19 protein-coding genes and 1 pseudogene are annotated in these 23,444 nt (G+C 64.6%); 13 read left to right on the top strand and 7 right to left on the bottom strand.

Translation table 11 applies throughout. The annotated features are described in order from the left end of the window. The first annotated feature begins 18 nt into the window (after positions 1-18). From ACIO9J_RS19510 to ACIO9J_RS19500, 3 genes are read left to right on the top strand one after another with little or no spacing between them, the layout of a single operon-like run. Positions 19-939 carry an aminoglycoside phosphotransferase family protein gene (locus ACIO9J_RS19510; protein ID WP_402000556.1) on the top strand — a complete coding sequence of 307 codons (921 nt, stop codon included), beginning with the start codon at positions 19-21 and terminating at the stop codon, positions 937-939. After that, positions 940-1,638 carry a class I SAM-dependent methyltransferase gene (locus ACIO9J_RS19505; protein ID WP_402000553.1) on the top strand — a complete coding sequence of 233 codons (699 nt, stop codon included), beginning with the start codon at positions 940-942 and terminating at the stop codon, positions 1,636-1,638. Positions 1,639-1,667: 29 nt separating this feature from the next. Next, positions 1,668-2,216, top strand: a complete 549-nt coding sequence (locus ACIO9J_RS19500; protein ID WP_402000550.1) for a hypothetical protein — start codon at positions 1,668-1,670, stop codon at positions 2,214-2,216. Positions 2,217-2,278: 62 nt separating this feature from the next. Here the strand turns inward: ACIO9J_RS19500 and ACIO9J_RS19495 are convergent, their stop codons facing one another. From ACIO9J_RS19495 to ACIO9J_RS19480, 4 genes are all read right to left on the bottom strand, one after another. Then, positions 2,279-3,952 carry a relaxase/mobilization nuclease domain-containing protein gene (locus ACIO9J_RS19495; RefSeq protein WP_402000547.1) on the bottom strand — a complete coding sequence of 558 codons (1,674 nt, stop codon included), beginning with the start codon at positions 3,950-3,952 and terminating at the stop codon, positions 2,279-2,281. Further along, positions 3,942-4,550 (bottom strand): plasmid mobilization relaxosome protein MobC, encoded by a 609-nt coding sequence (mobC, locus tag ACIO9J_RS19490; protein ID WP_402000544.1) that lies wholly within the window; start codon positions 4,548-4,550, stop codon positions 3,942-3,944. Before mobC ends, ACIO9J_RS19495 begins: the two co-directional genes overlap by 11 nt. Before the next feature lie 308 nt (positions 4,551-4,858). Then, on the bottom strand, positions 4,859-6,076 hold the full coding sequence (locus tag ACIO9J_RS19485; RefSeq protein ID WP_402000541.1) for a DUF3631 domain-containing protein: 1,218 nt from the start codon (positions 6,074-6,076) through the stop codon (positions 4,859-4,861). A 604-nt stretch (positions 6,077-6,680) separates the two neighbouring features. After that, positions 6,681-6,908: a helix-turn-helix domain-containing protein gene (locus tag ACIO9J_RS19480; protein ID WP_176161255.1), complete on the bottom strand. Its 228-nt coding sequence runs from the start codon at positions 6,906-6,908 to the stop codon at positions 6,681-6,683. Between the two features lie 473 nt (positions 6,909-7,381). Here ACIO9J_RS19480 and ACIO9J_RS19475 point away from each other — a divergent pair, with 473 nt between their 5' ends. The 6 genes from ACIO9J_RS19475 (at position 7,382) to ACIO9J_RS19450 (ending at position 13,204) form a co-directional block, all read left to right on the top strand. Next, complete coding sequence (locus ACIO9J_RS19475) at positions 7,382-7,585, top strand: helix-turn-helix domain-containing protein (protein ID WP_402000538.1); 204 nt, start codon at positions 7,382-7,384, stop codon at positions 7,583-7,585. Next, a complete protein-coding gene (locus tag ACIO9J_RS19470; RefSeq protein ID WP_402000536.1) occupies positions 7,578-8,855 on the top strand; it encodes a tyrosine-type recombinase/integrase in 1,278 nt (425 codons plus the stop codon). The genes ACIO9J_RS19475 and ACIO9J_RS19470 overlap by 8 nt, the downstream gene beginning before the upstream one ends. Before the next feature lie 123 nt (positions 8,856-8,978). After that, complete coding sequence (locus ACIO9J_RS19465) at positions 8,979-9,344, top strand: hypothetical protein (protein ID WP_402000533.1); 366 nt, start codon at positions 8,979-8,981, stop codon at positions 9,342-9,344. Between the two features lie 2 nt (positions 9,345-9,346). Further along, complete coding sequence (locus ACIO9J_RS19460; RefSeq protein ID WP_402001130.1) at positions 9,347-10,498, top strand: caspase domain-containing protein; 1,152 nt, start codon at positions 9,347-9,349, stop codon at positions 10,496-10,498. Positions 10,499-11,093: 595 nt separating this feature from the next. Then, on the top strand, positions 11,094-12,995 hold the full coding sequence (locus ACIO9J_RS19455; RefSeq protein WP_402000530.1) for an ATP-dependent nuclease: 1,902 nt from the start codon (positions 11,094-11,096) through the stop codon (positions 12,993-12,995). Beyond that, positions 12,995-13,204 (top strand): KTSC domain-containing protein, encoded by a 210-nt coding sequence (locus ACIO9J_RS19450; RefSeq protein ID WP_402000528.1) that lies wholly within the window; start codon positions 12,995-12,997, stop codon positions 13,202-13,204. The genes ACIO9J_RS19455 and ACIO9J_RS19450 overlap by 1 nt, the downstream gene beginning before the upstream one ends. Before the next feature lie 567 nt (positions 13,205-13,771). On the opposite strand, the gene pglX is transcribed toward ACIO9J_RS19450, so the two are convergent. Continuing rightward, positions 13,772-17,356, bottom strand: a complete 3,585-nt coding sequence (gene pglX / locus ACIO9J_RS19445) for a BREX-2 system adenine-specific DNA-methyltransferase PglX (protein WP_402000525.1) — start codon at positions 17,354-17,356, stop codon at positions 13,772-13,774. A gap of 263 nt (positions 17,357-17,619) precedes the next feature. Between pglX and ACIO9J_RS19440 the strand changes: the two genes are divergently transcribed. Both ACIO9J_RS19440 and ACIO9J_RS19435 read left to right on the top strand, forming a co-directional pair. Then, positions 17,620-19,035, top strand: a complete 1,416-nt coding sequence (locus tag ACIO9J_RS19440) for an AAA family ATPase (RefSeq protein WP_402000522.1) — start codon at positions 17,620-17,622, stop codon at positions 19,033-19,035. Next, positions 19,032-19,670: a hypothetical protein gene (locus ACIO9J_RS19435; protein WP_402000520.1), complete on the top strand. Its 639-nt coding sequence runs from the start codon at positions 19,032-19,034 to the stop codon at positions 19,668-19,670. The genes ACIO9J_RS19440 and ACIO9J_RS19435 overlap by 4 nt, the downstream gene beginning before the upstream one ends. A gap of 295 nt (positions 19,671-19,965) precedes the next feature. Here the strand turns inward: ACIO9J_RS19435 and ACIO9J_RS19430 are convergent. Continuing rightward, positions 19,966-20,329, bottom strand: a pseudogene (locus ACIO9J_RS19430) (tyrosine-type recombinase/integrase); the annotation flags it as partial. Positions 20,330-20,526: 197 nt separating this feature from the next. On the opposite strand from ACIO9J_RS19430, the gene ACIO9J_RS19425 reads away from it, so the two are divergent. Further along, complete coding sequence (locus ACIO9J_RS19425) at positions 20,527-21,309, top strand: hypothetical protein (protein WP_402000518.1); 783 nt, start codon at positions 20,527-20,529, stop codon at positions 21,307-21,309. A gap of 160 nt (positions 21,310-21,469) precedes the next feature. On the opposite strand, the gene ACIO9J_RS19420 is transcribed toward ACIO9J_RS19425, so the two are convergent. Beyond that, positions 21,470-22,249: a hypothetical protein gene (locus tag ACIO9J_RS19420; RefSeq protein ID WP_402000515.1), complete on the bottom strand. Its 780-nt coding sequence runs from the start codon at positions 22,247-22,249 to the stop codon at positions 21,470-21,472. A 573-nt stretch (positions 22,250-22,822) separates the two neighbouring features. Between ACIO9J_RS19420 and ACIO9J_RS19415 the strand changes: the two genes are divergently transcribed. Then, positions 22,823-23,419 (top strand): TIGR03086 family metal-binding protein, encoded by a 597-nt coding sequence (locus tag ACIO9J_RS19415; protein WP_402000512.1) that lies wholly within the window; start codon positions 22,823-22,825, stop codon positions 23,417-23,419. The last annotated feature ends 25 nt before the right edge of the window (positions 23,420-23,444 follow it).

Genomic DNA, 23,444 nt, shown 5'->3' with positions numbered 1-23,444 from the left:
AATCCAGGAGCACTCCCCATGGACGAGTCCCTCACCGCCGAACTCCTCCACAACCTGTGCACCGCCACAGGACGGCCTCTCCCCACTCGCGAAGCAGTGCGGGTGTGGTCTATGTCCGGCGTCGAACGCGTCACCTTCCCCGACCGCACCACCGCGATCTTCAAGTACGCCAAGCGCCCGTTCGACAGCGAGGACCAGGCCCTGCGCCTCGCCCACACCCTCGGCATCCCCGTGCCCAAGGTGTACGCCTCCGCCGTACGCGACGGCCGGCTCGGCATGCTCCTCGAAGACCTCGGCCCCGTGACTCGCGAGGCCGACGACCTCGACGGTGCCGCGGCAGCGGTCGTCGTGCACGGCGCCCGCACCGCACCGGCGCTCTCTCTCACCGACGAAGAGCGGCTCCGTACCCTTCCGGCCCGCGCCCTCGACCACCTACACGCCCTGCGGAAAGCCGACCGATGGGCAGCCGAGGACACCGATGACATCGAGCAGGCCCTCGACCTCCTCGCCCGAGCCGCACCGCACCGCGCGACCGGCGCCACTCTCGCCCCGTTCGGCTGGGTGCACTCCGAGTTTCACCCCACCAGCCTCCACATCGGCAACGGGAACACCTGGCGCCTGCTCGACTTCGCCCGCGCCTTCACCGGGCCCGGCCTGCTCGACCTGGCCAGTTGGCACGGCACCGTCGAGAACCCCGATCCCGTCCGATTGCGCGTCTTCATCGAGCAGTACGTGGCTGCGGGTGGCTCGCCCGACGCTCTCGCTCGGCGCGGTGAACTCCCTGCTGAGCAATGGGCGTTGGGGTGGCAACGCATCTGGAGCGTGGAGTGGTTCATGGAGCAGTCGATCCGTTGGATCAACGACCCCGCCGCCGACCCGGCGTACATCAAGGTCGTACGCCGCCATCTCACTGACGTCCTCCGCCTGCTGGAGGTATAGATGCCCACGGCACCAGCGCCCTCTCCCTGGCACGCCCACGCCCTGCAACGCACCGCAACCGCGCCCGCCGAACCTCTCCCCGTCCCCGCCCGGATGGAGTGGACCACCCGCCCGGGTCTCGGCCCCGGCGCGGAGATCCTCGGCACCGACCTCGCCCACCGTCGCATCCTCGAACTCGGCTGCGGCCCCGGCCACAACGCCGCCCACCTCGCCACCCGCCGCGGCGCCCGCGTCACCGGCGTCGACCTCGTCGGCATCCAGATCCGCCGAGCCCGCACCCACTACGGCCGCCTCTCTGGCCTCACCTTCGCCGCCGGTCACGCCCTTCATTACCTCCAGGCGACCAACGAGCACTTCGACGCGATCTATTCGGTCTTCGGCGCAGTCGGCCTCGTCCCGCCGAACCTCCTCCTGCCTGCCGTCGCCGACCGCCTCAAACCGGGCCGCACCCTCGCCTTCACCGTCCCCCATCCCCAGCGCGGCGGTCGGCGCCCCGCCATTGACGATCGTCCTCGCCGCGACCACGTCACTCTCCCCGACCGCACCCGGCTCCCACTGGTGCGGTGGGAGTTCGACACTCAGCGGTGGGAACAGCACCTCGCCCGCGCCGGCCTCTGGCTCACCTCAGCGCAGGACTTCCACGATGCTCGCCACGGCCCGTGGCCGACCACTCTCTTGATTACCGCGCGCAAGCTCTGACCCGCCCCTCGCCCGAGCCGGAGGAACCGATGCGCCCGCCCTACCTCTTGATCGACATCGACGGTGTCCTCATACCGTTTCCGCACGCGGACGGGGCCACTCCGCCCAGTCACGTCCGCTACGACGTCGTACCTGCCGGTCGCCCGCCAGACACTCCCGTTCCGGTGTGGCTGAACCCGGCGCACGGACCGATGCTCACCGACCTCATCCGCACGAGGCTGTTCGCCCCGATGTGGTGCACCAGCTGGCGCCACGACGCCATCACGCTGATCGGTCCCCTGCTCGGTCTGCCCACCTTCCCGTACGTCGATCTGCCCCGACCGAACATCACCACCAGCCACCCCAACGGCTACCTCTGGAAACGCGACCACGTCGACGCGTGGCTCGGCGACGCACCGGCTGCCTGGATCGACGACGACTTCACCGGTCTCGACCACGCCTGGGCGGCCGCACGCGCCGCTCGCGGGTTCCCCACCCTGCTGGTTCAGCCCGGCCCGTACGTCGGCCTGCTGCCCGAGCATCTGGCGGCAGTGCGGGGCTGGGCAGCGGACCCGCATTCGGCGGAACGGGCCGCTTAGAGCCCCACCAGCCCAAATAGTGCGGTGGAGACCGCCGATGTCCAGAGTCGACACTTCCGTCGTCAGCGTCGGCGGCCCTGTTCCGCGGCGGTCCCACGCCTCACCGCTGGGATCTGCTCCTGCTGCGCTGCAGATGCGACGTGCATCGTGCTCGGCCTGCGTGCCGCCTGCGCGCGCCTGTTCGGCTCGGCGGTGATGCGCCAGTTGAGGACCTCGGCAGGGCGCTCGGCGGAGTCGAGCTCGCGGCTGGCGGCCACCTCGGCAAGGAGGCGCCGGGTGTTGTTACCGGCGGATTCCGCGCGGGCGAGGGTGGTGGCCAAGGCTGGCCAGGCGGGGTCGGTCAGGATGCGATCGGCGTGCTCGGGGACAGCATGTCGGACAGCGACTTCGAAGCGCTGGACGGTTTGGGGGCGAGGAGCGCGCCGGGCGAGCTCCGCAAGGGCGGGCTCGGCGGTTTGGCGGTAGCTCGCCTGGAGGTGGCGAACGGCTTCTTCTGCGGCTACCGCCTGCTGTTCGTGACCTCGCTGCTCGTGCCATTTGGCGGCGGCTCGAGCCAAGTGCAGAGCGGTGAAGATGAGAGCGATGACGAGGCCGCCCGGAATGTTGGCGGCGTGGTTGAGCTCTCGGGCAGCCTGCTGCAGCTCAGTGGCGGCTTGGCGGTCTGCCCGGATTGCCGAGCGTCGTGCCCGGTTGAACGCCTGGGCTGCTGCTCGGAGTTCGACCTGATGCGGGCCCGGAGTGGCGCGGGCGAGGTTGTGCAGGGCATCGGCGAAGACGTCAATGTGGCCCTGCCCGGTGGCGTCGGCGACTGAATCGAGTTCGGCGAGCGCCGTGCGCGCTGCGGATTCGGTACGCCGCCATGGCTCGGCGGGGTCGGTCACCGGCTGCGGGCGGTCGGCCACCTCTTGGGTGGGGAGGCGTTCGAGCAACCGGTTGAAGGACAGGTCGGGGGCGAGCTTGGAGCCGCCGAAGAAGACGGTGTCGCCGGGGGCAGCCAGGCTGTAGCCGTCCACCTCACCGGTCTTCGTGCTCACACGCGACTTGACCTGGATACCCAACGACGAGAGCACGGTGAAGTAGTCGTCGACACTGCGTACGGAGGCCGCGACCGCGTAGGCACTCTCACGCAGCCACTCCCTTGCGGTCACGTCCTGGCCCAGTCGCTCGGCCTTGGCACGTTCCGCCCCGGTGGGTGTCTTCGGTGCGGTCAGGTCACCGGACTTGAGCCGGCGCAGCCCGAACTCGGCCTCGATCCTCCGGCACTCCTGCTGCGCTCGCCAGCCGTCGCGGTTCGTGCGCGGGCGCCGGCCGTCGGCCCGGACGGTGGTAGCGAGGATGTGGATGTGGTCGTCGGCGTGGCGCACCGCGATCCAGCGGCACGCCTTCTCGTCGCCTTCGGGGGCGATGCCGGTGACGGCGACGACGCGGCGGGCGACCTCGGCCCACTCGGCATCGGTCAGGTAGCGGTCGCCCGGCGCGGTGCGTACCGGGCAGTGCCACACGTGTTTCGGCGGCTTCTTCCCACCCAGCTCGCGGGTGCGCAGGTCAACGTGGTGGTCGAGGCGCTTGGCCAGCTGGCTGTAGGTGGCGGTGGGGTCACGGCCGGGGTCGGGGACTCCGGCCATGTCCCATGCGGCCACGATGTGCGGGTCGGTGTGCTCGTCGCGACGGCCCTTCCCGAAGAGGTAGTTGATCAGCCCTTGGGTGTCGGAGCCGGTGGAGACGTCAGGCACCATGGCTGCGGCCTCCTGCCACGAGCTCGTCCATCAGCTGGTAGCTGCGGTCGGCGGCCTGGCCGACACGGTCGAGTACGTCCTCTGCCTGGTCGGGGACGGTACCGCTGTGGATGGCCCTGGTGATCTGGTTGAGATTCCTGCCGATCCGGCTCAGCGCCTTGGTGTGGGCCTCGACGGCCTCCACCAGTGGGCGGACCGGATCGTCCTCCGGGCTTCCGGCCATGGTCGTCTTGCCGAGCGCTACCGCGAGGGCGGCGTCGCCGACGAATCCGGCGAACCTCTGATGGCGTGCCTTGGCCGCCTCGTCGATGATGCGGACCGCGGTCGGGGTGAAGCGGATCTTTTTCTCCTGGTCGCGCTTCTCGGTGGTGCGCTTGCGGTTCATGCGCGCGGGCAGCGACGGGGCGTCGGGCTCGCGCCACGAGGGAAGTTCAACGGACAGCGGGGAGATAGTGGTTGGCTCGGGCGGCGGAGCAGCGGGGTCGGCAGGCGACTCATCGTGGACGATGGGGGCGTCGGCGACAGGCGTGGCGCGGAGCTCGGCCACCTGCTCCCCCGGCTCGGGTGCCCGCTGGCGCCCGGCCTCCTCCCCCGCCACCCCAGGGGCGGGGGCAAGCGCGGACGAAGCCCCTTTGGGGGCTCGAACGCTCCAGCTTGCTGCTGTTCGTGGGCCGAGGCCGAGCCATCCCCGACGGCGAGGAGTGCGGTGGTTTTCGGTGTTGGACATCGTGGTGCTCCAGTGGCAGAGGCGGGACGGTGTCGCATCCGTTGCATGCGTCGCGTGCCTGGTCAGCACAGGTACGGACGGCTGGCCAGGTACGGATACGTCCGTCCCGGTGAGAGAGTCCGTCCCCGCGCTGACCTGCGCGGGGACGGATGCGACGCAGTGATACGGACCCGGTGCGGTCAGGGCATCCGCTTCGGCCCGGCAGTGCCTCCGGGCAGGCCGACAGGAAGCGAACCCGCCGGTGCGGTAGACGGCTTGCGTTGCGTCGGGCGGTCAGGGGAAGTGCCGTATGCGGGCTCGGGCGGAGTCTCCGCCTGGGTCAGGTCGGGGCAGTGGCGAGCCCAGGCGTCCAGGAACCGGTTACGCAGATACGCCTTGGCCTGCTTGCCTTGGTCGAAGCGGTAGTTGACCGGGCCGATGCCGAAGTCCCGCAGCAGATTGCCCAGGTGGTAGGCGTTCAGCCCCTTCGCGCCGTGATCCGCCCACGGAGCGTCCGCGTCCTGGATCAGAGCGGCCACCAGGTCCAGGGTGGGCAGGGCCTCGGGGTTCTTCGCCCGCTCGAAGATGCGGTGGATGTCTCGTAGCAGTCGCGTCTTCAGACTGGTCTGTTCGTCCTGCACCGCCTCGTGCCGGGTCATGGCCAGGCAGGCGGCGCGGGCCTGGGCCGACCAGTGACCGCCGGCCAGGTCGGCGATGATGACCAGCGGCTCCCAAGTGTCCGCTGCCCGGTCCTCCACCGGCATCGCCGGAACCATGCGGGCAGCCGTGCCGCGTAGCGGCCCAAGCCAAGATGCCAACCGGTCACGCAGAGCGTTGAGTTCAGGCGCTGCGTATCGCGTCCGGAACGGGGCGACCTTCTCGCCGGGCTTGCGCTTCTGCATCCGCAGGACGACCGACCGGTCGGTGATCGTGTCCGGCAGGTCACCGATCCCCGCGATGGCGGCCATCGCGAAGGTCGGGAACGGGGTGGGCTTGTGTTCCGGTCCCGAGATCCGCCAGGCCGGCCGGTTGCGCTGGTGTCCAGCGTTCAGCAGGCCGCGCAGGATCTCGCTGTCCCCTGCTGCCTTGGGGCTGAAGATGGTGTCGGCCTCGTCGACCAGCAAGGTGGGCGGGATCTTGCCTATGGTGCGGAAGATGACCGCCGGAGAGGTGTTCACCGTCATCATCGGGTCGTGGACGGTCTCATAGAGCACGTCCAGCACACGGGACTTGCCGCAGCCCTTGGTCGGGCTCATCACCGCCAAGCGGGGCGCGTGCTGCAGAGCGGTCTGGATATGCGTGGCCGCCACCCACAGGGTGACCGCGGTCAGCGCCTCCTCATCGGGCAGCACCACGTACTTGCCGATCGCTGACCGCAACTCGTCCAGCAGCAGCGCTCCCTCACCGGTCACCACCACTCCGTCGTCCCCGGTCCCCAAAGCGCCGCCCGGCTCGGTCCCCAATCGGCTGCCCGTCCCCACCTTCTCGTCGGTCCCCAGTGACCGTTGGGGACCGGAAATCCGGTCCCCAAGACGCTGTGATGCATCCCCAACACCGTCCCCGGCTTCGATCCCCAACGCGCTGACCTGCAGGTCAGCGGCGAATGCCGATATCCGGTCAGCGTTTGGGGACCGGTCCCCAAACGGCCCTGCGGACGTCCCGTCCCCAAGTTCCGGTCCCCGCACGCCGGTTTCGCTTTGGGGACCGTGCTGGTCCCCACTGACCGCAATGGCCATTTGTCCGGGGACGGCGTCCCCAGTCCGTGCGTCCCCTTGGTCCCCACGGGCCCCGGGGATTCCCCCGCCGGGGACGGCGACCTCGGGCCAGACAGCCTTGGGGGATGTGTTCGCGGTAGTGGGGGACGTAGAGTCCTCCATAGACGTTCCTCTCCGGTGAGGACAGGTCCGGCAAGACCCACCCTCATCAGCTCGTTCCTTCAGGTATGGGCGATCAGTTGGGGAATCCTCGGCCCTCGGCGGTGGCTCGCCGGGGGCCGCTTCGTTGTCCCCGTCAGGTGCGGGGTCAGACGGTGAGGTCGTACGAGGTCTGCGCGTCCAGCCACGCGTCCACCTCCCGCCACCGGTAACGCAGATGCCGACCGACCTTGTGCACGGTCGGGCCGATACGGCGATGACGCCACTGGTAGAGCGTCTTCACCGGCACGCCGAGGTAGACCGCGACCTCCTCCGGCGTGGCCAGCGGGATCGGACCGGCGCCACCGGCGGCTTCATGGCGAGGGGTTCGGGGCATACGGGCTCCTTCAGAGAAGTGGCGGATGGACAAGACAGCCACAGGTTTACCAGCGGCGTCCAGCGGCATTGTGCGGAAATTCCACGGCCGCCCCAAACGGCGCTTCACCGAGTGAGAACAAAACGGTAGACCCGAATCCCCGGTTGCCGAAATCACCCCGCGAACCAAGCGATCTGCCCGCTTTCCGCCGGACCACCCATCTCACCCGATTCCAGCCGAATCACCATTCCGCGACCAACGCTTCCGCAGGTCAGCGAGCACGCTGAGCGCTCGCAGGAACAGCGGCGCGGGACCATAGCACGAGAATCCAGCTTCACCGAACTGACCGAATTCTTGACGCCACCGAGCTTTCACGACTTCTTGAGTAACCCCTTGCCATGGCTGCCGAATGCGAGTTACAGCTATCTGTCATGGCAACACGATCCATAGAAATAGGTCCCGCCGGAATCCAGGCCGCGCGCAATATCGAGCGCTTGCGTCTGCTGCGTGGCCTCTCCCAGCGCGGCCTCGCTGAGCGCTGCACTGCTCTCGGCCGCCCCATGACCAACATCGCCCTCAGCCGCACCGAACGCGCTCGACGCCACTGCGATGTCGACGACCTCGTCGCCATCGCCTCCGCACTCGGCGTCTCCCCGATCTCTCTGCTCACGACCTCCGAGGCGGCACCGCGTGGCTGAGCCGTACGACCGCTGGCACAAGAAGCGGCCGCAGGTCGGCGAGGAGAAGTGCACGGCCCACAACAAGGTCCCCTCGGGCGAACACGGTCGCGGCAAACGCTGTATGGCTCGCTGGCGGGATCCCGAGGGGCAGCAGCAGAGCGAGAGCTTCGACCGGCACGAGGACGCCCGGCAGCACCTCACCAAGATGCAGGGCAGCGTCGACGACGGCACCTACATCGACCCAAGGAAGGGCGAGGCCCAGCTCAAGGCGGTGGCCGAGCAGTGGCTGGCGAACCAGACCTTCGACAACCCTCGGACCTACGCTCAGTACGAGTCCCGCGTCCGCAACCACATCGTCGGGCCGATGGGCTCGCTCAAGCTGCGCCAGATCAAGGCGTCCACCGTGCAGACCTGGATCAAGCGGCGGCTGCAGGTGCTGGACGAGACGACGGTCGGGCTGGTCTTCACGCACCTGTCGTCGATCCTGGCCATGGCCGTGGACGACGACCTGATCGCCAAGAACCCTTGCGAGACGGGGTCGGTAAAGCGCGTGAAGCCTCGGCGATCAAAGAAGGCGGCGAAGGACGTACCCCTGTCGTGGGAGCAGACAGATGCCCTGCGGCCCCACCTGCCCGAGCGCTACCAGGCCACGGTCGACTGCGGCCGGGGGCTGGGCATGCGCCAGGGCGAGATCTTCGGGTTCAGTCCCGAGGACGTCAACTGGCTGCAGAAGGACAAGGTCGTCCACATCCGCCGCCAGATCACCCACGACCGCGGCACGCTGGTCTTCGCCCCACCGAAGGGCGGCACGGACGAGGACCCCAAGGACCGCTTCGTGCCGGTCGGCGATCCGCTGGCCTTGCTGCTCAGCGAACACATGCGCAAGCACCCGCCGGTAGAGGTCACCCTGCCGTGGATGACCAAGGACGGTGAGCCGGTCACCGTGCGCCTGGTGTTCACGACACGGGAGCGCAAGCCGCTGAACAAGAACTACTTCAACTACCTCTGGAAGGGCGCTCTGGAGGCGATCGGCGCGATAACGGCCCTCAACGACAAGCCCGTTGGCAAGGGCCGCAAGTGGGAGGAGTGCCGCGACAAGATGATGCATGCCCTGCGGCATCTCTTCGCCTCGGAGGCGATCAACGAGGGCGTTGACGTCTATACCCTCGCCGACCTCCTCGGCCACGAGGATCCTGCGTTCACCCTCCGTCGCTACGTCCATCGCGTAACGGGTGCGGTCGAGAAGGCCCGCAAGGCGATCGGCCGACGATATCGAGTCGCTGCGTAGTCCCATCTGCGTCTCATTCACATTCCCTCAGGGAGGTTCGGCGAAGACAGCCCCCCAGCGCCTGCTCATCCCCGACCATGGTTAAGGCCGCCAAGAACCGGAGAACAGCAACAGGGAGATCACATGCGCGTTGAGGTTCGCGTCGAGCCGTCGAACGACGAACTCCGTTCGCTGCTCGCCTGGCTTCGTCAGGATCCTGACATCCGTCGGACCGCGACCCTGGAGATGCGCGAGCAGCCCCCGCGCGAGGGCGAGATGGGGGCAGTCGCCGACGTTCTGCAGTTGATCACCGAGAACGGGTGGAACGCCGCGAACTTCACTCTGGCGCTTGCTGCTTGGAAGCAGACACGGCCGCGAGCCTCGCGCGTCACGGTCCGGCATAACGATCTCATCGACGCCTTGACGGACTGCAGCGATGAACAGATCGAGCGGATCACCCAGCTACTTCGGGAGGACCGGGGAGACGATCAGAGAGGCTCGGCGAGTTGAGCGTGTTTCCGGACGCTGGCGCTACAAAGGCGGTCCTGGTCGGGACGAGCACATACACCTTCCTCGAAGACCTGCCGGCCGTCTCCAACAACCTCAACTCCTTGGCCGAGGTACTCACTGGGCCCACGTCCTGGAATCTCAGCCGAGACGACTGCCACGTGCTCTCCGAGCCGACGAATGCGATTGCCGTGATGAACGCCCTGCGTGACGCTGGAGATGCAGCCAGGGACACGCTGCTGGTGTACTACGCGGGGCATGGGCTGGTCACACCAGAGGGCGAGCTCTATCTGGGACTACCCCAATCCAGGCAGCAGCGGGTGGAGACGGGGCTTCAATACAGCTGGTTGCGGGGCGCGTTGTTGGAGGGAAGAGCGGAGCGGACTGTCGTCATACTCGACTGCTGCTACGCGGGCCTGGCCCTGGGAACAATGGGGCCCTCGGATCTGGCCGCCCAAGCCGATGTCGAGGGGACCTACCTCCTCGCCGCAGCCTCGGAGACCCGTCAGGCACTCGCCCCGCCCGGGGAGCCCCACACCGCATTCACCGGTGAGCTTCTCACGATCCTCACCGCTGGTATTGCCGGAGGCCCCGAACAGCTCGACCTGGACACTGTCTTCTTGCAGCTGAGGAAATCCCTCTCTTCGAAGGGGCATCCCGTCCCTCAAGGACGAGAACGTAACAGCAACGGCCAGCTCGCACTGGGCTGGAACCCTGCCTTCAGCCGAGCACCAGTGTCCACCAGCCACCGAGCGGGCTCCGCCGACCTCCGCGCATGGCCAGATCCGGCAGCCATCCACAGCGTTGAAGGGTTCATCAACGCATTGGGGCAAGTACGCGTCACCAGTGGCCTCACCCACTCAGCAATCAGCCACCGTTCCGGCGGCCAGATCTCGACCGGAACGGTCAGTACCCTCCTCAACCGCAAGGATCTGCCCAGAACATGGCGCACAACCAGCGTCTATCTGGCCGCCTGCGGGATGCCGGACGAGCAGCTGAATGATTGGCAACTGCGCTGGGAGCAGCTGCGATCCGCTCCCCCGACTACAGCGGCCCCTGATTCCGAGGAGAAGGGGACCCGGAGCCAGGACACCCGCACCCCAACCGCTTGGGGACGGGCTCTCCGACAGCTAACGCGACGGCGACTCCGTGACTGACTGGACCGTCCTCTGAGGTTCCGGCTTCGGCTTGTCGCCGTCGTCGCCGAAGAGGGAATTCCAAGCAGCGATCAGCAAGAGCACACCCACCACCACGACCCAGAACGCTGGCTTCTTGGCTCTTCTGGATACCGTCGACGGCTTCACGTAGTGCGCTGCCCGGTAGTAGCCCTTCCTCGTCTGCGCCATGGTGTGCATACCCCCCGATTCGTTGCCTGGTACATCAGCTGTGGAGTGTGGCAGAGGCCCCATTCAGGCAACCGGCAGACCGCACACGACGGCTAGATCTAGTCGATGCCTGGCGCTCGCCTGCCCCTTGCCAGCATCGCAACGAACCGCATAGCCGCCGGCATCCCCGTCCGTCTCGCACGTACGCCCGACAGACCCAGGGACCGACAGCCGAGGAGTGCCATCTTCACCCCTCGGCAGGGGCTTCACCGGGAGAGGCGCTACCTCTGGAACGAGTGACTTTCCGACACCCCTGTTGGAACTGATGTTTGATAGAACTGAGGTGGAGAATCGGATTAAACTTACCAAAGCTACCTATAAGCAGAAACGGGTTGTCTGTGCTCAGGGGGACCGCTCATCATGAGGCATGAGGATGCTCCGTGCGCGGATCGAAAATTTCCGCTGCCTACAGTCGGCCGAAGTGCACTTTAATGATGTGACTTCGATCATCGGCCCTAATGGGGTTGGAAAGTCTACTATTCTCCGCGCTCTCGACTGGTTCTTCAATGGCGAAAAGGCAACGTCCCTCAGTACCGACGATCTGTGTGTCGACGCGACGTCGGGCAAAATCCGGGTCGAAGTGGAGTTTGACTCACTCAGTCCGACCGATCGAGAGGAACTAGGTCACTACGCACCCGCGGGCGTAGACACCGTGACCATCTGGCGGACTTGGGAGAACGGTGATGACAAGATCACCGGCAAGGGAAAGACCTTTCCTCCCTTCGAGGAGGTGCGTAGCCAGTCGACCGCAACCAACAAGCGGCGCGCATACAATTCTCTTCGCGAGGCACAACCCGCACTCGAACTTCCATCCGCCGGCAGCGAGGCCGCAGTGGAGACGGCGATGACCGTCTGGGAAAGGAATCATCCGGAAAAGCTCGTAGAGTCAGATATGCAGGCTACTAACTTCTTCGGGTTTGCCGGAAAAGGAAAACTGGCAAGTCTCTTCGAGTTCATTTTGGTCAGTGCAGACTTGAGGGCGCTTGAGGAGTCGACCGACACACGGTCGGCAATTTTTGGGCGGATCATCGAACGTGCAGTTGATAGAAAAGTAGCGGACTCTGAACTAGCTGATCTCGACGCTCGGCTCAATGTGGAACGGGCTCGCATCTCAACAAAGAACTTTGCACCACAATTGGAGCTCATCTCAAAAGAGCTTACGAAAGCTGTTGAAGTATTCTCGGCCGGTAGAAATGTTGCAGTATCCCCTATCGATGCCCCTTACAAGCCAGTCAAGGCATCTTTCAAGGTAAGCATCGTCGACGGTCCAGTGGAAACCAGCGTTGAGCGGCAAGGGCATGGCTTTCAACGCGCGATGATCATTGCGGCATTGAAACTGCTGTCGGATCGCAGCGGTGACGGATCGCGTTCTAATGCTTTGTGTCTGGCCATTGAGGAGCCCGAGCTCTACCAACACCCTGTACAAGCTCGCGCCTTCGCACAAGTCCTGCGAACAATTGCAGAAGACCCTGGCCAGATGGCTCAAGTGGCTTACGCTACGCACAATCCCATTTTCGTGGACCCTCATCACTTCCATGAAGTCCGTCGAATCAGTCGAATCAGTAACGGAAATAGCCGAAGAGGCATTTCGATCGCTCATGTAGGTGTAGCTGACGTGATCGAATCACTTTCAGGTTTCGTGCCCGAAGATAGGGTGAAAAAGCAGATCGGGGCAGCAATCTTGCACCGTCTGGCCGAAGCTCTCTTCGCTTCGGCCGTCGTGCTCGTAGAAGGAGACACCGACAAGGCCGTTCTCGAAGGCTGCGCTACACGTGATGGTTCACCATTGGCCGTGGAGGGCATTCACGTCGCAGAAGCTGGAAATAAAACAGCAATCTACTTGAGCCACGCCATCCTGACCCTACTCGGCATTCCCTGCTTTGTCGTCTTCGATGCCGACGCAGGCGTTGGCTTCAGGATGGAACAGAAAGGGAAAAAAGATAAAGACATTCGCGACGCAGAACTAAAGGAGCGCGCGGAGAATCATAGGCTTTTCATGTACCTAGGCCGTCGAGCTGTGCCAGATCTGCCCCACACCCACGCAGAGAGCGACTACGCGGTCTTCGCAGATCGTCTCGAAGAGACTCTACGCGACGAATGGCCGGAGTGGGGTGAAAAAGTACAGGCATTGATTGAATCTGACTTGGGGTACAGCGAAAAGAATTCGCAAACGTACGCCAGGGCTTCATTTGAAGCAGCGGGAGAAGCGCCTGTTGTGATTAAGCAGATCATCGAGAATGTAAAACTGATGGCCAGGGAAGGGCAGTGATGGAAAGAAGAACTGTCGTATCCTCTAATCTCAGGTCAGTTGGGTACGACCCTGACAATCTGCTGCTGGAAATCGAATTTAAGTCAGGCGTATATAGATACTCTTCCGTCCCAGAAAAAATCTACGAGGGTCTCATGACCGCCTCTAGTCACGGTCGTTACTTCGCGCGCATGATAAAAGGAAGATTCGCCTACTCAAAGGTTGCGTAGCGAAGGATCGCATCACCGGGATCCGTAAACGCCGTCCTAGCAAGATCTAGGAATCAAACGTGCTGCCACCTGAACGATTTGTAAGTGCCGTTGCACTCGGAGCTGCGTTGATCCTCTGCACTATCCTCAAATGACGGCGGCCCGGCTGCGAAGCTCGGCTACAGCCCTCGCCGCCCCGGCCGACCCTTCTGACAGGATGGCCCCCTCGTGCACCCGTTGTGCACCGAACCGTCCGGCTAAAGCCGTATACCCAGGTCAGAAGGTTCGTCCAGCTGTACTTCGACATCTAGGAAGTACAGCTCGAACTCGATAGGCCAAGGCGGGCTACAACGAGCGTTCCCTCCACCCCGACGCAGGGGGGCGAACGCTCGTTTTGGTCTCTCCAGCGAGCCGCCCGGCTCCGGACATCGAGGTGCAGGTCCCCGTCGATCTGGCACAAATCGATCTGGTCGAGCACGCCGATGCCGTTGATGTGGCGCGTAGGTGGGCGTACAGGGTTGGCTCGCCCTACGGCCTCTTCCACTAGCAGGCCGAGCCGTGGTGCACCTGAACACTGCTGGGTACTGATCAATCCCTTCTCGACGTGACTTTCCTCAGGCGCCAAGAGCTCAAGTCATTGGGGCTGAGCCCAAATGCCGTGCGTAGGTGGTCGAGCTCGCGTTGATGAGCGTCAGCGTGGCCGAAGCCCTGTCCTGACTCTGCCAGCGCCTCCCATTGGCGAATCCAAGGGATCAGTTCTTGGACGCCAGCGAGCAAGGGGGCGACCTGATACACATTTGGCTGCGGCTGCCGCTGGAGCGCGCCAAGCAGATCCAGAAGTACGAGAACACGGTCTGTGTCACTCCAACCAGACCAACCGATCAGGAGGCTGCCCCCCTCGGCAGCGGGATCTGGGTAGGAGACAAAGCGTTCTCGGGGAATGTCCAGATTGCCTCGGAGCGACCAGTACGAGGTTTGCCGGAAATCGGCAGCGCTGAATTTTGGCGGGACGGGGATACCCAGCGCTTCTCCTGTCCTGTCCTCACTGCGTTGCAGTTGCCACACCTGTTCCCACTGAGCACGTTTGCGCAGCCCCGACTCCTTGTACCTCAGCGCCGACACGTACGGCACATGCTCATCGCGCAGAATCGCCGTCAGCACATGCCGAAGGGATGCGTCCTGCATATTGAGGTGGCGCGACGCATAAAGCGCGGTAACGGAACAGACCGCGGCATCGGCACCTAGATCCTGTGCAAGTTGGTCAATGGTCCGGGGACGCGGGTGCCTGAACCCCATCTTGCGCTCAAACCAGAGGCTTTCGTCTTCGCAGCGGTCGAGCAACCAGGTGCGCAGCGCTTGCTCCTCCCGCTGCTCCCATGGCTCCGACAGCCATCCCCGCTTATACTCCGGACTCTCGACGATGGCGATCGCGCTGTAAGACTCAAGCGCGTCGATTCTGGCCTGCACGACCTCCTTGTAAGGAGTCGGCCAATGCTGTGGAATCTCGGTGATCGGTGTCGTCCTATGCCTCACGAACCACGACTCCGAAGCCTCGCCGACGGCGATCTTACGTGCCAGCACGATTTCAAAGGCACGCTCGCCCAGCCGCAGCGGAGGTGGCATAACGTCGCGGGGGGTGGTCAGGCGTGCCTGCTCATCACCGGACAGCAGCCCGTAGGCGCCGTAGACCTCCCAATCCAGTTCCTCCTGAAGGGCAATCATCTGGCGGTGTGTCTCTTCTTGGGTGACCCTGGCCGCATCCAAGGAGTTCTGGGCGGGCGGATGTTCCTGCGCACAGACGGTGCTCGGCTCGTGGGCGTCAAGCTGCTCGGCCAAGGCCTGCAGGTTCCGCGCGCGGACGAGCGGAGCACCCGTCGGCAGCGGGAGCCGCGAGAGGGCGGCCGGGGAAAAGCGGTAGACCCGTGCCCAGTCTTCGCCAGGCGGAGAAACACCAGGTCCGCCGGCCCCGATGACGGAGCCAGTTTGCTTGAGCCAGAAGCCAGCCGTTGACGAATTGAGCAACCCTAGCAACGCAAGGTAATCGTCCTCGTCTGCGTCAGGCGGCAGTCGAAGTACGGGCGCGGACCTGTTGAGCACCCGTCCGCCACGCTCCAGGGCGAAGCGATTGTGCGTGGCCACGGACGCAAACGTGAGCGCTGGCTGCCCATGTGCACCGCGAGACCAGTGCCTCCACGCCCACCAGGTCCCGGTCCCGGATGATTCTTGTGCGCCAGGCGCCGCCCGAAGAACCTGTCGCATCGTCCAGAGGTGCCGTCCCCACGAACTACTGAGGTCCAAGGGGAGCAGTTTGTCGTCCTCGTCATAGGGGGCCAATACTTCCGTCGATACGCCCGCACGCCAGTCACCCACCGTCTCGCCGGTGACCATGCCCCGCGCCAGCCGGGCCGAGTCCGGGTGGCGAAGGAACCAAGGTCGCCCCAGGGCAAAGACATCCCGCTGTCCCAGATTCGAGTCAACGCCCACCCTGCCGGCGAGGAGGTCGGCCAACCTCCGAGGGGCCTCCGAGAGAAGGTCCATGACGCCCGCACCCCCGCCCCCCGTCATCGTCCACGGGAAGCGCAAAAACCGCTGCCGAGGTTCATCCTGGACGCTCACCCACTCCGAGGTGCTGCCGGGCCGGTCGATCTGGTCGAGGATCGACTTCCATACGATCCCCAGCGCCGGATGCGCCGGATGCGCTGGCTCACCACGCTCACCGAGGACCGACCGGACAGGGGTGTCACGCATGGTCGGGTCGTTCCGGCCGACCAGGATCAGAGTTGGGGTCCCGTGGCCCGGTACGTAGACGCCAGAGGTGTCGATGACGTGGGTCAGCGCAATTCCTGGAAAGAAGTTATCGATCAGCTTTTTTCCGAATTCCCGCTTCGTGAAGGAACTGGACGTGTACTGACCTACGTAGCCTCCAGGCGATCTATCACCCTTCCTCACTGCCAGCTGAAACATGCGCTCCGTGAAGAGAACCGAGAGCGGGGCCATTCCGGAAGCAACTTCATAGGCGTTCCGGTATGTCGAGCTTTTCACCCTATCACGCACGGAAGTGAAGGGCGGCTCCGAAATCACCGCATGGTAAGAGTTTCGACCTAGGAGATCCACCCCAGAGAACTCGTTGACGTCCTCGACCATTCCAACAGCGGAATCTTCCTCCCCTGGGAAAAGCCACAACGACGCCCCGCCAGGCGCACCACGCCCGTCCAGCAGAGCGTCGCCCACAGCCACGTTGATCGCGTGTCCCGGCAGCTCGCGCAGCGCGCTGCAGCCGGTTGCCCGCGCGACGGCCATCAGTAGCCTGAACCGTGTGATGTCCACGGCGAAGGGGTTGACGTCACAGCCATGAACGGAGTCCAGGGTCCGGCGAATCAGCTTGTCATCCGAGGTTCCGGGCTCCATCGCCCGCCAGGCATCCAAAAGCCGCGCGAAGAGACCCAACGGAAACGTTCCCGATCCGCAAGCGGGATCGATCCCACGGAAACCCCGGGGGCCGAATTCCGTGATGGCCGGGTCTACGGTGAGCCCCAGGAGAAATTCCACGATGAAATCAGGCGTCCGGACCAGCGCATAGGATTTGCGTGATGTCTCGCTGACGTCTTCATAAAGGTCCCCGAGGAAGTCGGTATCGAGTTCCGGATCAGTAAAGTTGAGCCGAAGGGACCCGTCTTCACCCCGCCGCCTCCAGAACGCGATCAGATCGGCTGAGACTTGCGGAGACGGGGTCAGTTCCCACAGAGAGTTTCGCGCCCTGTCGAAGATCTGGGCCATCGCTACGTGGGACAGTGCCAAGTGTGTGAACGCCTCCACCAGCCAGTCCTGGTCGTTGGTCCCAGGATGCTCGGCGCAGTAGACGGACTGCCGCTCCTCCGCCTCCGTCACTTCCAGCCCAAGCCCTGCGATGAACGGTCGGTCAACGAGGCCGTTGTCCTCACAGAAGCGTACGAACACCGTGCCAAGCACCCATGCAACCGCGGCCTGGGTGACGCGCTCGTCCCGCCAGGAACCATACGTGGCGGCTGTGCGACCGGATGCCCACGCGCGTTCGTACGTGCTCCGAAGCGTGTCGCGGTACCTATCGACGTTCTCACTGCGCTCGCGGAGGTCCGCCTCCAATGCCTTGACCTGTTTGCGTACGCCCGTGACGAGCGCGGCCCTGTTCAGCAAGGATGTCCCCGTGTCAGTTCCGTCAGTCGGAGGCACAGCGGCGACCTCTCCTCCGTACGTCGTCGACATCCACGTTCCACTGTCTCGTTCGATACATCCTGCCAGCTCTCGGGCGGCCGCCCCGTCTCCCCGGAACGGTCACCGCCGAATGCATGCACTCGGCCAAAGTCTGACGCTCTATCATTCCTGTGTGCACCGGCCTGGATACAGCCGGACACCACACGCTGCAAGGGCGAGTCGAGGCCGGACCAACGAGGGGGCACATGCTGACGCGACTCGAAGTCAGTGGATTCAAGAACCTTCTGGATCTCAGGGTCGAGCTCGGTCCCTTCACCTGCATCGCGGGAGAGAACGGCACGGGAAAGTCGAATGTCTTCGATGCCATCCAGTTCCTGAGCCTGCTCGCCGACCTCTCCATGATCGAAGCGGCACAGACCGTACGCGGGACCCATGGCACGTTGCACGGTGACGCGCGGGACCTGTTCTGGAACGGTTACACGGACGGCGAGCACGAGATGACGTTCGCTGCGGAGATGATCGTCCCTGGCGAGGTGGAAGACGACTTCGGCAGGCTGGCCGAACCGACGTCCACGTTTCTCCGCTATGAGCTCCATCTTGGATACCAACCACCGCAGCTCGGAGAGCGGGGCGGCAGGCTGACATTGCGCTACGAGGATCTCAGCCGGATCAGACCCAGCGAGGCTCCGTCGCATCTGCGCTTTCCGCACCGCGCCGCGGACTTCCGCAAGGCCGTCGTCCGCGCTCGCCGCTCGAACGCCCCCTACATCTCCACGTCTCTCGAGACGGGCGACGCCGTCGTCAGCATCCATGCCGACGGCAGCCGCAGGGGCCAGCCCCGTCCAGCACCCGCAAGCCGGGCCCCGCAGACCATGCTTTCCACCATCAACCGGAACGACGACCCGACCATCCTCGCTGCCAGGCGGGAGATGCAGTCCTGGCGCCGGCTGGCCCTGGAACCCTCCGCGCTGCGTACCTCCGACCGCTTTACCGACCCTAGTGAGATGCAGCCCGACGGCCTTCATCTGCCACGGAGTCTGGACCGGATCGCGCGAGAGAAGTCTCCGAATGATCCTGCGCGGGTCTACTCGCGAGTTGCAGGGCGTCTATCCGACCTGTCCGGACTGCATGTCAAGACGCTGCATGTGGAGGCCGACGACACGCGTGAGCTGTTGACCATCAAGCTCCACGAGATCGACGGCATGATGTTGCCGGCCCGCAGCCTGTCAGAGGGAACGCTGCGCTTCCTCGCCCTGTGCGTCCTGCTGGAAGACCCAGAGGTGCATGGACTGCTCTGCATGGAAGAGCCGGAGAACGGCATCCACCCGGCCAACCTCTCCGCGATGGTGGCCCTGGTGCGCGACCTGGCGGTAGACCCCTCCCTGCCAGTGGACAAGGACAACCCTTTCCGGCAAGTCCTGATCAACACGCACTCGCCGGGCGTCGTGCAGCTCGTCGATCCAGCTGACCTGCTGATCGCGGACACCACCACTGTCCCGGGGGCTGACCGCAAGGTCGCGCGCGGTCTGCGGCTGCGCCCTCTGGCCGATACGTGGCGCGCCAGCGGCGCCGGAAAGGGCTACGGCACGAAGGCCGACATCCTTGCGTACCTAACGGCCCCACCTGAGGCTCGGCTGGCTCTCGAGGAGAACTCGTCGTGACCATTCGTGCTCTCTACCTTTGTGAGGGATCCAGTGACACGGGCCTGCGCTTTCACATCGAGGGGATCGCAGGAACCATGGGCAGGCAAATCCTTGTGACGGTCCCCGACCTGAACCGGCTACCGAACAAGCCCGGTCACTCGGTCGAGAGCAAGCTGCGCGCCGCTCAGCAGCTCAGCGATGGTGGGCACACATACGACCTCGTCGTCATCCACCGAGACTCGGATCGCGAACTCCCGGACCATCGCCGCAGAGAAATCGCGGAAGCGGTGGCCGCAGTAACTCCCGGGCTCGCGCACGTGCCCGTGATCCCTGTGCGGATGCTGGAGGCATGGCTGTTGCTCGACCAAGCAGCGATCCGCGAAGTGGCAGGCAACCCCAACGGCAAGATGGCGCTCGGCCTCCCGAAGCCAGCTAGAGCGGAATCGGTGGCGGATCCCAAGGCGCTACTCAAAAAAGCGATCGCCACGGCCAGCGAGGAAAGGGGGCGCGGTCTGCAGAAACTCCAGACTCGCTTCTCGGCGAACCGTGCGCGGCTCGTGCAGATGCTGGACCGCGAAGGTCCAGTCAAGCAGCTCGCGTCCTGGCAATCGTTCACGAACGATCTGCGCGAGGCATTGGGCCGCAGATACTGACAACTCCTCAGAACTTCTCTCTATTGCCGGGGTGACATGGAAGACGGCGCCATGCTGCCGAAAGTGGCAGGGAGCGATCCAACCCCACCATCTGTCGTAGGTGCACCCGTCGTGCACCGATAATGAGCGACCGACTCCGTACCCCCAGGTGAGGAGTGTTTCGGAGCTGTACTTCGACATTTAAGAACGCCGCAGGTCAGAGGGGTTTTCCGCTTTCCTGGGCCGTCTCTGGGCCGTCGGCCGTGTTCTTCCGCTCTCGGAAGGCACGGCCGACGGCCTTGTTCGTGGTCGACGTTCAGGCTGCGATCCGAGCCCCGCCCTCGTCCCCGTCGTCGCCCTCTGGGGCCGTGCCGAACGCGGCGTCGATGGCCTTGCGCGCACGGTCCTGGCTGTTCGGCATCAGGTGTGTGTACGTGCGGAGCGTGAAGCCGGGGTCCGAGTGCCCGAGGTACTCAGCAAGGGCCTTTGATGCTCTCCCCGGCATCGAGCAGCACGGACGCGTAGTAGTGCCGCAGCGCATGCATGCCGTGCTCGCGTGACTTCGCAAACCGCTCCCCCGGCTCGCGCTCCGGGATGACGCCGGCCGACACGAGCGCGGGCTTCCACAGGTACATGTTGAAGTAGTTCCGGTTCAGCGCCTTCCGCTCGCGCGAGTGGAAGCGCTGGGAGTCAGGCCAGATGCCGAACGACTTCTACCAACCGATCATCGCGGCCCTCTTCGGCACCGTGACTCATGCACTCTTCCCTGCACCCTCACGGCGGGACGGGGACAAGGAGATCCTTGCGGCGTCCGGCATGGAGACGCTGGAGATCGTGAGTCGCCTCAACCGGTCCGACGTCGACACCGCGACGCTTGATGCCCTTCGCATCACGGCGGACCGGCTCGCCTCGGAGTACCCGTTCATGCCGCGAGCAGCTCCTCATCGAGGGGCGGCAGTGGCTTCGCCGCGTCGTCGAGCTGCACTCAAAGAGCCTCACGCTCGCACAGCACCGCGAGGTACTCGCACTGTCCGGTTGGCTCGCGCTCCTGGTCGGCTGCGTCGAGTACGACACCGGAGCCCGGCACGCTGCCGAGTCGACGCGACAGGCCGCGCTCTCACTCGCTACCGAGGCTGACCACGCGGAGGTCGCTGGGTGGGCACACGAGATGCGGGCATGGTTCGCCCTTACGACCGGTGACTATCGCGGCATCGTCGCAGCGGCGCAGGCTGGAGCGGAGACAGCGCAGAACCACAGCGTGGCCGTACAGCTCGCAGCCCAAGAGGCCAAGGCATGGGCCCGGATTGGGGACCGCCGGCAGGTCGAGGTGGCCCTGGACAAGGGGCGACGGTTGCTCGAAGGGATTCCGCACCCCGAGAACTTGGACAACCACTTTGTGGTGGACCCGGCAAAGTTCGACTTCTACGCGATGGACTGCTACCGGCTCGTCGGCGAGGACAAGCTTGCGCGCACGCTCGCAAACGAGGTGCTGAGGGCGGGAACCGACTTCGATGGCACGGAGCGCTCACCGATGCGCAACTCAGAAGCACGGTCACCCTCGGCGTGGCGGCGGCGCGTGACGGCGACTTGGAGCAGGCGCTCATCATGGGCGAACGAGCCCTCCAAGGGGACCGCAAATCGGTGCCATCGCTCATCATGACCAGCCGCGATCTCGCTGCCGAGATGAGGAACCGATATAGCTCCGAACCGGCGGCACAGGAGTACCTTGCCCGGCTTCACCTGCTCGCTGATCAGAAGCCGGGATTCATGCCTCGGTGAATTCCCTGAGCACCCGACCTGCAAAGATCCACACAGATCGCTCAAGGCTTCTTTGGGCAATGGAGAGCGGCAGCCACCTTGGGAGATGGGCTAGAAGCACAGGCCATCTCCATCCTATCGCGCCGCTCAAAAGACCCATCCTGATAATCTTTGAAGGTAATAAATCCAATAGTGAACACCATCAGCAGAACGACAGATGTCGCGAGGAGCGTAACCTGGGTAATTTGATCCCGCACCGCGTCCAACTTGTTAAATCGCTCCTCAAAGGATTTACGAGAGGGGCGATCCTTTACCTCTACGGGTTCAACATCAGTCAGCGGCGACCGAACAACCGGATCATCAGAGTTCCCGTCAGCCAAGATTGAAAAGTCGACGATCTGACCACTCGCCAGCAGACACGGGGGTAGCTCCAGCACCTTGCCAGAGATGACCCACGACGGGGCAATGCTCGTTGACGGGCTCGTCTTAACGCTAAGAACGTCGACAATGGTCGCATCTAGATCAAGCTCGATCGGCCTTCCGGCATGGAAAGATGAAGCCGTGATGGCTTGCTTTCCCGCATTGTGCAGCGTTACGTCGATAATGCGCGGCTTAGCGAGAGTCGTGGTTCCGTGACTCACACTGAGAGGCGCCGATCCTCCACCCGTCGGGGTATCTAGCAATGAGACATTCTGAATCCACGCAAAATGAATTTCTCTCTTGGGGTTAGAGAATTTATTAGTGAGCCAAGAACCCAGCGCGGCACCGATAAGCGTAGCCACCGCACCGATAAGGATCGTCCAAAACGTTGCGGACCCAAGCAGTCCAGACGCAAGAGGCATCGGTTACTCCATCCCGGAACGGATTAAGCTAGTGGGCCAAGCAGTATGGGCATGACCTCGGGAGGTTGCGCAGCCCGCATACCCAACTCCCATCATTGATCGGCAGGTTCGCACCCAATGCTGCTGACCTGCTCCGCGACGGAGCCTCTCACTAGGCCGGCTCCGGCCGAAAGAGCGTACAGCCGGGGGCGCAAACAGGGGTCCAAACGCGGCAACGGCATCACCGCTGTCCCGGACAGTGAAGATGGACGCTCTGTAGCGGAGTTCGGCGTACCGCCGTTCGCCGCTTCGATTCGGGTCTCTGGGGCCGTCGCCGGGCCGTCGAAGGTCGACCGCAAGCAACCAACGACAACCACTCCTTCGCAGGCCAGAGGGACGGGAGCGTCTCGCCGCGCAGGTCGCCGATCTGCAACATCAGTTCTTCGACATCTAGAGACAGCGACAGTGAGGCCGCCACCCCACCGGGGCGGCGGCCTCATTCGTTTCCCCCGGTACTGGTGATCCGCCTCCGCCCGCCAGGCGAGACCGATACCGTACAGCTGATCGAATATCAGCACGGGAAGGGAACGCCCGATGACGGAGACCGTCCAACTCACCGATCCGCGGCCGCAGTTGAGCGTCGCGCTCGATCAGGCCGAGCGGCAGTTCGGGGCCGTCGGGTCCGAGGATCTTGGTCGTGCGACTCCTTGTGACGACTACGACGTCAGGACGCTTCTCGCGCATGTCGTCGCCGTGTTGCGCAAGCTCACTGCCGTCGGGCGGGGTGAGGAGGCGGGGGCTGTGGTCGATCCCGCCACCGATGTCGTGGACGGGTGGGTCGAGGCGTTTCGGGTGGAGCGGGCCGTCTTCGAGCAGGTGTGGTCGGACGACGCCGCGCTCGCCAAGAATTGCACCGTGCCGTGGGGCACCATGTCGGGGCGGGAGTTGCTCGACGCCTACACGCACGAGTTCACCGTCCACTCATGGGATCTCGCGTTCGCCTCCGGTCGTCCGGACGACCTCGACCCGGTCCTGGCGCAGGCCGCGCTGGACTGGTTCATCGCCAACGAACCCGGGGATACGCGTGGCGTCGGTGGGCCGTTCGGCCCGATCGTCGAGGTCGAGGCCGCCGCGGACGTATACACCCGGCTCGCCGGGTACGTCGGGCGTCCCGTGCGGGGGCAGGGGTAGGCGTAGGAGTCGGCTCGTACTACGG

Origin of the sequence: Streptomyces sp. NPDC087300 (assembly GCF_044744425.1) — a bacterium.
In the GTDB taxonomy this organism is placed as follows: Bacteria; Actinomycetota; Actinomycetes; order Streptomycetales; family Streptomycetaceae; genus Streptomyces.
This window is presented reverse-complemented; position numbering and strand designations above follow the sequence as displayed.